This window comes from Neobacillus sp. PVCKKU3 (assembly GCF_058323225.1).
This window is the reverse complement of sequence record NZ_JBLVQN010000005.1, coordinates 167,041-179,486: the sequence shown is the minus strand read 5'-3', so window position 1 is coordinate 179,486 and position 12,446 is coordinate 167,041. Positions and strand designations below refer to the sequence as shown.

General features: G+C 42.2%; 10 protein-coding genes and 1 riboswitch. All 10 genes read right to left on the bottom strand.

Translation table 11 applies throughout. From position 1 onward, the window contains the following. Positions 1 to 89: 89 nt before the first annotated feature. On the bottom strand, positions 90 to 1,307 hold the full coding sequence (locus ACNQGS_RS05575) for an aspartate kinase (protein ID WP_491486467.1): 1,218 nt from the start codon (positions 1,305 to 1,307) through the stop codon (positions 90 to 92). A 103-nt stretch (positions 1,308 to 1,410) separates the two neighbouring features. Then, a riboswitch (Lysine riboswitch) is annotated at positions 1,411 to 1,587 on the bottom strand. 66 nt (positions 1,588 to 1,653) lie between these two features. Further along, complete coding sequence (gene uvrC / locus ACNQGS_RS05570) at positions 1,654 to 3,429, bottom strand: excinuclease ABC subunit UvrC (protein WP_213119966.1); 1,776 nt, start codon at positions 3,427 to 3,429, stop codon at positions 1,654 to 1,656. Between the two features lie 133 nt (positions 3,430 to 3,562). Then, complete coding sequence (gene trxA, locus ACNQGS_RS05565) at positions 3,563 to 3,877, bottom strand: thioredoxin (RefSeq protein ID WP_423799260.1); 315 nt, start codon at positions 3,875 to 3,877, stop codon at positions 3,563 to 3,565. A 168-nt stretch (positions 3,878 to 4,045) separates the two neighbouring features. Further along, positions 4,046 to 5,023, bottom strand: a complete 978-nt coding sequence (locus tag ACNQGS_RS05560; RefSeq protein ID WP_491486466.1) for an electron transfer flavoprotein subunit alpha/FixB family protein — start codon at positions 5,021 to 5,023, stop codon at positions 4,046 to 4,048. Positions 5,024 to 5,064: 41 nt separating this feature from the next. After that, positions 5,065 to 5,838 (bottom strand): electron transfer flavoprotein subunit beta/FixA family protein, encoded by a 774-nt coding sequence (locus ACNQGS_RS05555; RefSeq protein ID WP_423799261.1) that lies wholly within the window; start codon positions 5,836 to 5,838, stop codon positions 5,065 to 5,067. Between the two features lie 113 nt (positions 5,839 to 5,951). Next, on the bottom strand, positions 5,952 to 6,725 hold the full coding sequence (locus ACNQGS_RS05550) for an enoyl-CoA hydratase (RefSeq protein ID WP_491486465.1): 774 nt from the start codon (positions 6,723 to 6,725) through the stop codon (positions 5,952 to 5,954). Between the two features lie 24 nt (positions 6,726 to 6,749). Continuing rightward, positions 6,750 to 7,334, bottom strand: a complete 585-nt coding sequence (gene fadR, locus ACNQGS_RS05545; RefSeq protein WP_378584250.1) for a fatty acid metabolism transcriptional regulator FadR — start codon at positions 7,332 to 7,334, stop codon at positions 6,750 to 6,752. Positions 7,335 to 7,498: 164 nt separating this feature from the next. Further along, positions 7,499 to 9,205: an AMP-binding protein gene (locus tag ACNQGS_RS05540; RefSeq protein WP_491486464.1), complete on the bottom strand. Its 1,707-nt coding sequence runs from the start codon at positions 9,203 to 9,205 to the stop codon at positions 7,499 to 7,501. Positions 9,206 to 9,544: 339 nt separating this feature from the next. Beyond that, positions 9,545 to 9,952: a DUF350 domain-containing protein gene (locus tag ACNQGS_RS05535; RefSeq protein ID WP_423799264.1), complete on the bottom strand. Its 408-nt coding sequence runs from the start codon at positions 9,950 to 9,952 to the stop codon at positions 9,545 to 9,547. A gap of 114 nt (positions 9,953 to 10,066) precedes the next feature. Beyond that, positions 10,067 to 12,430, bottom strand: a complete 2,364-nt coding sequence (locus tag ACNQGS_RS05530) for an endonuclease MutS2 (protein WP_491486463.1) — start codon at positions 12,428 to 12,430, stop codon at positions 10,067 to 10,069. Between the last annotated feature and the right edge of the window lie 16 nt (positions 12,431 to 12,446).

The window sequence follows — 12,446 nt, the reverse complement described above, 5'->3', positions numbered from 1 at the left end:
GGGGGGCAAAGTCCCCCTTTTCTTAACGCATAAATTCAACTACACCTCATGAACCGTCCAGCCGGACTCGTCAATCCGCGAGTTTTCATTTAATTTTGCCCAAGTTCAAATGCTTCGTGCAGGGCTTCTACTGCTTTGAGCATATTTTTTTCTTCTACTACAGCCGATACTTTGATTTCTGAGGTGCTGACCATCTTTACAGGAATATTGCTGTTCGCAAGAACCTCAAACATTTTCGCAGCCACACCAGGATTAGAAATCATTCCGGAACCAACAATTGATACCTTTGCCAGTTTATTCTCTGCATCAAGCTGGTCATAGGCAAGTGTTTCTTTATTGTTTTCGAGCACATTTAAGGTTGGGATCCAATCATCGGTATGGATGGAAAAGGAGAGATTGGCTGCTCCCTCTTCTGTTGTGCTTTGAATAATAATATCCACGTTAATGTGATTTTTGGCCAATGTCGTAAAAATAGTTGATAAGCTTGTTAATGAATTTCTAAGCCCTAAAACAGTAACCCGTGTAATTCCATCTTCAAACGCGACTCCGCGTACGACTAAATTTTGTTCCATCGTTGCTTCCCCCTCAATTACAGTTCCTTCAACCTTTTCCATGCTAGAGCGGACCTCAAGCCTTACATTATAATTTTTTGCAAACTCGACCGCTCTTGGATGTAGAACTCCCGCACCCAGATTGGCCAGTTCAAGCATTTCATCATACGATACTGATAATAATTTCCGAGCGTTTTTGACATAACGGGGATCCGTTGTAAATACCCCGGTTACATCGGTATAAATATCACATTTATCCGCATTTAGCGCAGCCGCCAACGCAACGGCAGTTGTATCGGAACCCCCGCGTCCGAGCGTAGTGATTTCCCCGTCTTCAGTAACCCCTTGGAATCCGGCCACAATGACGACTTTTCCAGCATCAAGCTGGTTTTGAACAGCATCAGTGTTTATTTTCGAAATCCTTGCATTGCCGTGAACAGGCTCTGTCATAATTCCAGCCTGCCAGCCTGTAAAGGAAACAGCCTCCAGCCCTTTTTGGTTTAAGGCCATTGAAAGCAATGCGATCGTTACTTGCTCACCTGTTGAGAGCAGCATATCCATTTCCCGCTTATTCGGCTGCTCGGATATTTCCTTTGCCATATTAACAAGCTGGTCCGTTGATTTTCCCATCGCCGAAACAACGACCACTACTTGGTTTCCACGTTCCTTTTCCCCCCGCACACATTCTGCAACATTTAGAATTTTTTCAATGTTGCCAACGGAGGTCCCGCCAAATTTCTGTACTATTAAACCCATGTCTTCCCCTTCTCTCAGTCATTCTTGTAAAAAAATAAAAAGCAATGGGAGCATATCCCATTGCTTTGAAAACACAAAATTAACATTTTCGCGTTAGTAGACAATGAAAGATAGCGCTCCAAGACAACGTCTTGACAATCCGGCATTTTTTCAATGACGAACCAGCAAGGAAAATAATGAGTGTTTCCCTACTTCGGCGAACATTCCCTTTCAAAGCCCATCGTTGAAGCTCATCCTTCTCCGGGCCTTTACTCTTGAAGCTCGCACCTCTACCTTCACTTTACTTATAAAAGTGATAGTCTATTAAATTTTTATTCATTATAGCATAGTAATATTAGAGTGACAATTATTGTGACTGAAGTTTTTTTATTAATTCTTCTGCCACATTTTGGGGGATTCCAATCCCTCTAAATTCCTCAAGGGTTGCCTCTTTCATTTTCTTAACGGAGCCAAATTCCTTTAATAACTGCTTCTTGCGTTTTTCGCCAATCCCAGGAATGTCGTCAAGTAAGGATTGGAATGCAGTTTTACCGCGTGTCTGCCGGTGGAAGGTAATCGCAAAGCGGTGAACTTCATCCTGGATTCGCTGGAGTAAATAAAATTCCTGGCTATTCCGGGCGAGCGCTACAATTTCTAATGGATTCCCATACATAAGCTGTGATGTGCGATGCTTCTCATCCTTCACCAGTCCAGCGAGAGGAATGTCCAGCCCCAATTCATTTTCTAGTACATCGCGGACAGCTTCCACATGTCCCTTTCCACCGTCAATGATGATCAAGTCAGGCAGCGGAAGCTCTTCCTTTAGAGCCCTCGAGTATCTTCGTCTCGTTACCTCTCTCATCGATTCATAATCATCCGGGCCTTCAACAGACTTAATTTTATATTTCCGGTATTCCCGCTTGTTTGCTTTGCCATCTGTAAAAACAATCATCGCTGAAACTGGGTCTGTTCCTTGAATGTTAGAGTTATCAAAGGCCTCGATCCGGTGGGGCGTATAAATGCCAAGCATTTCTCCGAGGTTTTCCACTGCTTTGATCGTTCTTTCCTCATCTTTTTCAATAAGAGAGAACTTTTCATTCAAAGCGATTTTCGCATTTTTAATTGCCATTTTGACAAGGTCCTTTTTCTGGCCCCGCTGCGGCTTGATGACTTTTACTTCTAATAACTGCTCAGCCATCTGCAAATCCACATCGTCCTGGATGAGAATTTCCTTCGGTTTAAAATGGTTCGTCTTTTGATAAAATTGGCCGAGGAAGGTAAGGATTTCTTCTTCCGGCTCATTATAGATAGGGAACATCGAAACGTCTCGTTCAATCAGCTTCCCTTGCCGCACAAAAAATACTTGAACACACATCCAGCCTTTGTCGACGGCATAGCCGAATACATCACGGTCAGTAAAATCAGTCATCGTGATTTTTTGTTTTTCCATGATTGTTTCAATATGAATGATTTTGTCACGGAATTCCTTGGCTCTTTCAAAATCAAGCTCTTCCGCGGCAGCCTGCATTTTTTCTGTCAGGTCCTTTTTTATTTCCTTATAACCGCCATTTAAAAAGCGGGTAATTTCATCGGTCATTTGTTTATACTGTTCTTCAGAAACCTCATTTACGCAAGGCGCCAGGCACTGCCCCAAGTGATAATAGAGGCAAACTCGGTCGGGAAGCGTAGAACATTTGCGGAGCGGGTAAATCCGGTCAAGCAGTTTCTTTGTTTCGTTGGCCGCCCCTACGTTGGGATAGGGCCCAAAATACTTACCTTTATCCTTTTTTACTTTTCTTGTAATAATTAGCTTTGGGTGTCTTTCCGCAGTCAGCTTAATAAATGGATAAGTCTTATCATCCCTAAGCATAACATTATATTTCGGGTCATATTTTTTTATTAAATTTAATTCAAGCAGAAGTGCTTCGATATTAGATGAGGTCACGATATACTCAAAGTCTTCAATCTCGTTTACCAAGCGAAGGGTTTTCCCATCATGTGAACCGGTAAAATAAGACCGGACACGGTTCTTTAATACCTTCGCCTTACCAACGTAGATAATTGATCCTTGACGATCCTTCATCAAGTAGCAGCCGGGCTGGTCCGGCAGCAGTGTTAACTTTTGTTTAATGGTTTCATTCATTCCGGCCGCTCCTCTCCACTTAGAGTTTCTCTTCAAATTTTAAATCAATCTGCCAGTAAATTAAAGAGGGAGTCTTTAGAAAAAAAAGAAAACCTTAACCGATGTACCGGTTAAGGTTATTTTAATTGTGGGCTTATAGATGCTTTTGAAGTAAGCCAGCTAAAGCTTCTTTTGGTTGGAAGCCGACAGTTTTATCAACAACTTCACCGTTTTTCAGCACTAGTAAAGTTGGAATGCTCATTACTCCAAAATTTGAAGCTGTCTGCGGATTTTCATCCACATCAAGTTTCGTGATTTTTACTTTATCTCCCATTTCAGAATCAAGCTCTTCTAATACTGGTGCAATCATTTTGCAAGGTCCGCACCATGGTGCCCAGAAATCTACAAGAACAAGACCTGAACCTGTTTCAGCCGCAAAGTTTTGATCTGTTACGTGTGCAATAGCCATTTTCATTGCCTCCCTAATTAATACTTAAATCTAACGAAAGTATAACATCGTTTGAAAAATCACGCTAATAATCTGTTTCGCAGGTAATTTTCCCATTTTGCATTCTAAGTATTCTATGCAAATTCAGCATAAAGGCGAGCGGAACATCCCGCTCGCCCCCATTATTTATTATGAATGAACTTTAAGTTTTTTAAACTCTTCCGTTAAAAGTGGAACAACTTCGAACAAGTCACCAACGATACCGTAGTCTGCCACTTTGAAGATGTTTGCTTCGGGATCTTTGTTAATGGCCACAATAACTTTAGAGTTGGACATACCCGCAAGATGCTGGATAGCGCCGGAAATACCGCAGGCAATGTATAGGTCTGGAGTTACAACCTTACCAGTTTGCCCGATTTGCAGGGAGTAATCGCAGTATTCAGCGTCACACGCACCGCGGGAAGCTCCTATTGCTCCGCCTAATACAGCAGCCAATTCTTTTAAAGGTGCAAAGCCCTCTGCGCTCTTCACGCCGCGTCCGCCGGAAATAACGACTTTTGCTTCGCTCAGGTCTACACCTTCAGTCGCTTTTCTAACTACCTCTTTAACGATGGCGCGAAGGTCTTTGATTTCTACAGAAAGGGAAGAAATTTCGCCGCTTCTTGACTCATCTTTTTCAAGTGGAGCAATGTTATTTGGTCGAACGGTTGCAAAGATTAAACCGTCAGTCACAATTTTCTTTTCGAATGCTTTACCAGAATAGATTGGTCTTGTGAAGACAACGTTTCCGCCAGCCACTTCAACAGCTGTAGCATCAGAAATTAGACCTGATGAAAGCTTAGCTGCAATTCTTGGAGAAAGGTCTTTCCCAAGTGCTGTATGACCGAAAACAAGACCTTCCGGCTTTTCTTGGTCAATGACAGCTAATAGTGCTTGAGAATAGCCATCTGATGTATACTGCTTTAATTTTTCATTTTCAACAACAACGACGCGGTCTGCACCGGATTGAATTAATTCTGCACCAAGGCTTTGTACTGCTTCTCCAAGCAATACTCCTACTACTTCTCCGCCTTCAGCAACAGTTTTAGCTGCAGCAACTGCTTCAAAAGATACATTACGTAAGGATCCGTCGCGAACTTCTCCTAAAACTAATACTTTTTTAGACATTAGTGTTTACCTCCTGCAAATCAATTTTTATGATAAACCGATTAGACTACTTTTGCTTCAGTGTGGAGCAGTTGAACAAGTTCTTTTACTTGGTCGGCTAAATCGCCAGATAAAACCTTGCCTGCTTCTTTCTTAGGCGGCAGGTAAATTTCAATTGTTTTTGTTTTTGCTTCCACATCATCTTCTTCAAGATCAAGATCATCTAATTCCAGCTCATCAAGAGGCTTTTTCTTTGCCTTCATGATACCTGGCAATGATGGATAGCGCGGCTCATTCAAGCCTTGCTGAGCAGTAACTAAAAGCGGAAGGCTTGTTTCGATTACTTCAGAATCCCCTTCAACGTCACGAGTAACGGTCGCCTTTGTTCCGTCAATTTCCAGCTTTGTAATAGTAGTTACATAAGGAATATTTAGAAGTTCAGCCACACGCGGTCCAACCTGGCCAGATCCGCCGTCGATGGCAACATTTCCGCCAAGGATTAAGTCAGCATTTTTATCTTTTAAGTATTCAGCAAGAATTTTGGCAGTTGTAAATTGGTCGCCGTTTTCAACATCATCCTCAGTATTGATGAGAACAGCCTTATCTGCACCCATGGCAAGCGCTGTGCGCAATTGCTTTTCAGCTTCTTCGTTGCCGACAGAAATAACAGTTACTTCGCCGCCGTTTGCATCACGGACCTGAATCGCTTCTTCGATGGCGTATTCATCATAAGGGTTAATGATGAATTCAGCACCATCTTCATTGATTTTGCCGCCGGAAATCGTAATTTTTTCCTCTGTATCAAAGGTTCTTTTCATTAACACAAAAATGTTCATGGTTACCCTCCTAAATATTCAAACATTTGTTTAGTTTGAAAGATTGAGAAAATTTTTTATAAAAAAATATAATAAGCTTCCTAGCGAGCACTCGCTCGGAGGACTAGGAAAGTTTATTCACCTTTAAAATGAGGTTCTCTTTTTTCAATAAAGGCTTGAATGCCTTCTTTGGCATCTTTAGAAACAAATACCTCACCAAATAGTTCTGATTCCCGTTTTACACCTTCATAAAATTCTTTTGTTTTTGAATAGTTTAATAGTTCAATAGCGGCTTTGACAGAGCCAGGACTCTTCTTGGCAATTTTTCCGGCCAGTTTATAGGCTTGTTCCAAGACTTCAGTTTCCGGATAAGCATGGTTAGCCAGCCCATATTGAACCGCTTCCAATCCAGTGATTGGCTCGGATGTTAACATCATCTCCGCTGCTCTTGCGGTTCCAACATATTTTGGCAGACGCTGGGTACCAGCAAAACCTGGAATGATCCCAAGCTGCAGTTCAGGAAGCCCTAGTTTCGCAGTTTCGCTGACAAGACGAATATGGCATGCCATTGCCAGTTCCAGCCCGCCGCCTAGTGCTGCACCGTGGATCGCGGCAATAATAGGTTTTGGAAACTTCTCCATCCGGTCAAACAAATCTTGTCCAAATTTGCCAAGGTTTGAAAAACCTTCTGAAGAACTTACCGTTGTAAATTCTTTAATATCGGCACCTGCTGAGAAAAAGCGGCCTTCGCCATGGATGACAACTGCTCTAATCTCGCGGCTTGGTTCAATTTCATCTAGTGCTGCGGTTAATTCCCGTAAAAGGCCTGATGAAAGCGCATTTGCCGGAGGACGCTGCAACGTAATGGTTGCGATAGAGTCCTCCACTGACCATTTTAAATATTCCATAGTATCCCTCCTTTAATTTGTGATCTAGCAGCCGGCAAACCCGTTGATTAAAAGACGATGGACTTTAGGTGCAAGCGCTGTTAAGTTAAACTTCTCCTCGTTCAACACCCATGAAGTAACGATTTCATCAATGGTGCCAAAGACCATTTGCCGGGCCAGTCGAACATCCAGGGTTTCTGAGAACTCACCAGTTTCTATGCCTTCAATGATAATCTTGTCGATCACCTGCAAGTAGCCTTTAAGAACATTATTGATCCGCATCCGCAATTCCTTATTGGATTGGCGTAATTCCAGCTGTGTGACGATTGCCATATGATGGTCTTCCGATAGAAGCTGAAAATGAGTTTCCACCAACACTAATAATTTCTCTGCCGCCGTCTTTTTTCCTGCAATTTCTTCATCTATTTTTTCAACGAAACTACCCATTTTTTCTTCAAAGAGTGAGATAAGGATGTCTTCTTTGTTTTTAAAATACAAATAAATCGTGCCATCAGCCACTCCTGCTTGCTTAGCAATCTTTGCAACCTGGGCTTGGTGGTAGCCGTTTTCAGCGATGACAATCACTGCGGCATCGATAATTTGCATGTATTTTGGTTTCATTTTTTTCACTTACGTTCCCCCCTTTGAAGAAAAATTTACGAACCAATTAAAATTAAAAAAGAAAAATATGAATGAATCATCATTCATATTTTTATAATAGTTTTTATATAACTTTCTGTCAAGAAAGACAAGCTATTTTCTTCATAATATTTTAAAAATTTATATTTGACAAGTTACGCGTGCTTTTTAGCCTCGTCTTCTAATTTTTGAATTTCCTCTTCGACCAGCATTCTTCGCAGTATTTTTCCTACAGCGGTTTTCGGAAGTTCACTTCTGAATTCGTAAAGCCTTGGCACTTTATAAGCAGTAAGAAATTTTCTGGCATACTTGTTCATTTCCTCAGCAGTAACTGTTACGCCCTCTTTTAAAACAATGTACGCCTTAACCGTTTCACCCCGATAAGGGTCAGGCACACCGGCGACGACTGCTTCGACAACATCGGGATGTTCATATAAAACTTCTTCTATTTCACGCGGATAAATATTAAATCCGCCGGCGATAATCATGTCTTTCTTCCGGTCAACCACATAAAAATAACCGTTTTCATCCATGTATCCCAGATCACCTGTATACAGCCAGCCGTCTTTTATTGTTTGCGCTGTCTCCTCGGGACGATTCCAGTATCCCTTCATTACCTGCGGACCTTTAATGATGAGTTCGCCAATTTCTCCAGCAGGTATCTCTTCTCCTGTTTCAGAAGATACAATTTTGGAATCTGTATCAGGATACGGAACGCCGATACTGCCCTTAACTCTTACTGCCCCCCATAAGAAATTGGAGTGAGTAACTGGTGATGCTTCTGAAAGACCATAGCCCTCGACAAGCTTACCACCTGTAATTGCCTCAAATTTTTCCTGGACTTCATGGGGAAGCGGAGCCGAGCCGCTGATACATGCCTCAATTGATGATAAATCATATCTTTTCAAATCTGGATGTTTTAACAGGCCGATAAAAATCGTTGGTGCTCCCGGAAAAAGTGTTACACGGTGTTTTTGTATCGTTTTCAACGTCTCAAGCGCATCAAATTTAGGCATTAAAATTAATTTAGCAGCCATCTTTACGGACAGAATCATAACCGTGGTTAAGCCAAAGACATGGAAGAAAGGCAATATTCCCAAGATGACTTCTTTTGCTGGCTGGGCTTTAAAGACCCAGGCCTGGTTCATCGTGGTATTGGCATTCACATTTTTATGGGTTAGCATGACACCTTTGGCCACGCCGGTCGTTCCACCGGTATATTGAAGCAAGGCAATATCTTCATCAATATTGAAGTCATATTCCATTAATTTTTTCTTTTTTTGTTTTAAAACCTCTGTCAGCAAATGGGTGCTGCCCTCATGTTTTACATTTACAACAATTCTGTATTGTTTTTTCTGGATGTAAGGGTAAACTAAGTTTTTAGGAAATGGGAGGAAATCTTTGATAGCGGTAACAATGATGTGTTTTAAATCAGTGTGCGGCATTACTTTTGCGACGCGCGGGTAAAGGATATCCATTGTGACAATGACCTTTACGCCAGAATCATTCATTTGGTGTTCAAGCTCTCGTTCTGTGTATAATGGATTGGTTTCCACGACTACCCCGCCGGCGATCAGAATTCCGAAGAAGCAGATAACATTTTGCGGGCTATTCGGAAGCATAATTGCAACCCGGTCACCCTTTTGAACTCCAAGATCCGCTTGCAGATAGCCGGCAAAGCTTTGGGCATCTTCATAGAGCTGTTTAAAGGTAAGCTCCTTCCCCATAAAGTGGAGTGCCACTTTATCCGGAAACTTCTTGGCTGTTACTTCCAAGTATTTGTGTACTGGTTCTGTGGAGTATTCCAGTGTGGCAGGTACTTCTTTAGGATAATTTTTCAACCACGGTTTTAACTCCGACATAATATGCCCCCTTATGTTTATTAAATTGTGAAAATTCCAACATCTAAACCTATTATAGAACAAATTTTTACAATAAACAATTTCCATTTCCATATCTTGAAATAATTACTACCTTTTGTCTATCAACTAAATAAGCAATAGTTTATCTAGTCTATTCACGTTTCAAATTCATGATTTTTTTCGTAATCATTATGTTTATAAAATAAAAAATCACCGTGCAATAATTTCACACGGTGATTTTCCTTAATTTAAAATAAGAGATAGATAACGCCCAGCACCACGAATAGTCCGCATAATCCTATTAGTACTTTTGCTAATGTTTCCACAAACTCTCTCCCCTTATGATATTCCTGCCCCGATGACATAGGATAGCCCAATGGAAATAATCATCGAAATCAAGCCTACAGCCCGATTATCATTTTGAATTTCTTCATCAATTTTAAACTTTGGAGTTAAAAATTCAAAGATAAAGTAACCGGCCAGCAGCAGTACAAAGCCGTATATGCCCCAGCCAATCATGGAAAGCAATGAACTGTGGTCTTCAATGGTATGTCTAAAAATATTGGCAACGCCAAAAATTTTTCCTCCGGTTGCCATTGCCACAGCCAAATTTCCCTTCTTTATTTCATCCCAATTTTTGTATTTCGTAACCATTTCGAAAACGGCTAAAAATACAATCATACATAAAATGACAACACTGTAATAGGCCGCTATTTGAATATATTCGTTTTCCCAGAACTGGTCCATTGCCTACTCTCCCCTGAATCTATTTTGCTAATCGGAATTTTTTCAAATTCCGATTAGCATAAATTCAACTACTCCTCTGCCTTCATCCTAACGGACTAGTCAATCGGCGAGTTTTCATTTAAATTCAACGACGGTGACACCTGAACCGCCTTCACCGGCTTCTCCAAAGCGGATTTTCTTGACGGAGCGATGGTTCCGCAAATACTCCTGAACTCCTTGTCTCAATGCACCTGTTCCTTTTCCATGGATAATGGAAACACGCGGATAATTGGCCAGCAGGGCATCATCAATATATTTTTCCACTTTTAAGAGAGCATCCTCATAACGTTCTCCCCTTAGGTCCAATTCAAGCTTCACATTGGAATCCCGCCCCCTAACAATCGCCAGCGGCTTCATTTCCGTTTGTTTTGTTTGAGAAGCACCGATATATTCTAAATCCTTTTCTCTAACCTTCATTTTTAAGATGCCTATCTGCACCTGCCATTCGTTATCCGAGACTTTATCCACCAGAATTCCGTTTTGGTTAAACGTAAGTACCTTTACCTCATCCCCTGGTGTTAAAGTATACTTTTTCGTTTTCTTATTGATAAGCTTATCCGATTTCTTGATTTCCGGTGCCGCGCCTTCTAGGCGCCTTTTTGCTTCAATTAATTCGTGTTCTTTGATATCAGCATGCTTTTCGGTCCGCATCTTGCGAAGGTCGCGAATTACTTGCTCCGCTTCTCTTTTCGCCTCTTCGACGATTACCTCCGCCTTTTCTGCGGCTTTCTCAAGCATCGAGTCCTTCTTCTCATAAAACTCGATCATTTGCTGTTGCAAGTCTTTGTGCAGCTTTTCAGCCTGCTTTAAATAATCAAGAGCCTCATCACGGTCGTTTTCAGCCTGACGTCTGCTTTCTTCAAGAGAGGCAATCATCTTGTCAATTTGATTTGTATCCTCGCTTACATGCGATCGTGCTGCCCCAATGACCCGCTCATTCAGGCCCAGCCGTTTCGAGATTTCAAAAGCATTGCTCCGGCCTGGGACGCCTAAGAGCAGCTTATAGGTTGGACTTAATGTTTCTACATCAAACTCAACACTTGCATTTAACACACCTTCACGGTTATAGCCGTATGCTTTTAATTCCGGGTAGTGGGTTGTAGCAACTACCCTTGCTCCTCGATTATGAACTTCGTCTAGAATGGAAATGGCCAATGCAGCCCCCTCCTGTGGGTCCGTACCAGCCCCCAGTTCATCAAACAGAACGAGGCTGTTGAAATCAACCCTTTCTAAAATGCCAACAATGTTCACCATATGAGAGGAAAATGTACTCAAGCTCTGTTCAATCGATTGCTCATCACCAATATCGGCGTAGACTGCCCCGAACACTGCCAGCTCAGAACCATCCAGAGCTGGTACCTGCAGGCCCGCCTGTGCCATCAAGGTGCATAGGCCGAGTGTTTTTAAGGTAACCGTTTTCCCCCCGGTGTTTGGACCGGTAATGACAATGGTCGTATAGTCCTTGCCGAGCATAATATCGTTCGCGATCACTTCCTCGATAGGAATTAAGGGGTGTCTTGCCTTATATAAGGAGATTCTACCCTCATTGTTCATCGCTGGCATTGACGCTTTTATCTTTCGCCCATAGCGGACCTTTGCAAAAACAAAATCCAAATTGGCCAAAATCTTAACAATGACCTGAAGTTCACTCTCGTATTCTGCTGCCTTGGCGGAAAGCTCTATTAAAATCCGCTCAATCTCCAGATGCTCTTTCACTCGGATATCCTGGAGCTGGTTATTCAGCTGCACAATCACTTGGGGTTCGATAAATAGCGTCTGACCTGATGAACTTTGATCATGAATAATCCCGCCATAATGCCCGCGGTATTCCTGCTTTACAGGTATGACAAAACGGTCATTACGAATCGTTATAATCGCATCGGAAAGCATTTTTTGGGCACTAGAAGAGCGAATCATGCTTTCCAGCTTTTCACGTACCCGCGCTTCGCTGGTACGAAGCTGATGTCTTAACGAACGAAGCAGTTCGCTTGCGCCATCAAGGACTTCACCGCTTTCGTCAATGGCCATTTTGATGGCCTGCTCGAGATCCGTTAGTGGAATAATTTGATCCACCTGATCAAGTAGTATTGGAATTTCCGTCCGTTCCTCAGCAATTTCCTCCAAGAAACGCTTCATTTGGCGGCTTGTATGAATTGTGCTGGCAATCTGCACAAGCTCATGCGGGCTCAAAACACCACCAATTACAGAGCGTTTTATATGCGGGCGGATATCGTGAATGCCTGAGAGCGGTACATTGCCTTTTATACGTAAAACAGTTGCCGCCTCATCTGTTTCGGCTTGCAGCTTAACGACCTCATCATAGTCTGTTGAGGGCACCAAATTTTTTATTTTTTCTCTTCCAAGGGAGGAGGAAGCGTGCTCTAACAGCTGCTCCCTGACCTTGGTAAACTCTAAAACCTTTAAAACTCTATCTTGCATGAGGGCGAGCCTCCTT

Excerpts from the sequence above, each read along its gene's own strand:
- ACNQGS_RS05555 (WP_423799261.1), bottom strand. The coding sequence starts at position 5,838 with ATGAACATTTTTGTGTTAATGAAAAGAACCTTTGATACAGAGGAAAAA.
- ACNQGS_RS05530 (WP_491486463.1), bottom strand. The coding sequence starts at position 12,430 with ATGCAAGATAGAGTTTTAAAGGTTTTAGAGTTTACCAAGGTCAGGGAG.
- uvrC (WP_213119966.1), bottom strand. The coding sequence starts at position 3,429 with ATGAATGAAACCATTAAACAAAAGTTAACACTGCTGCCGGACCAGCCC.
- ACNQGS_RS05550 (WP_491486465.1), bottom strand. The coding sequence starts at position 6,725 with ATGGAATATTTAAAATGGTCAGTGGAGGACTCTATCGCAACCATTACG.
- ACNQGS_RS05535 (WP_423799264.1), bottom strand. The coding sequence starts at position 9,952 with ATGGACCAGTTCTGGGAAAACGAATATATTCAAATAGCGGCCTATTAC.
- ACNQGS_RS05540 (WP_491486464.1), bottom strand. The coding sequence starts at position 9,205 with ATGTCGGAGTTAAAACCGTGGTTGAAAAATTATCCTAAAGAAGTACCT.
- ACNQGS_RS05575 (WP_491486467.1), bottom strand. The coding sequence starts at position 1,307 with ATGGGTTTAATAGTACAGAAATTTGGCGGGACCTCCGTTGGCAACATT.
- trxA (WP_423799260.1), bottom strand. The coding sequence starts at position 3,877 with ATGGCTATTGCACACGTAACAGATCAAAACTTTGCGGCTGAAACAGGT.
- ACNQGS_RS05560 (WP_491486466.1), bottom strand. The coding sequence starts at position 5,023 with ATGTCTAAAAAAGTATTAGTTTTAGGAGAAGTTCGCGACGGATCCTTA.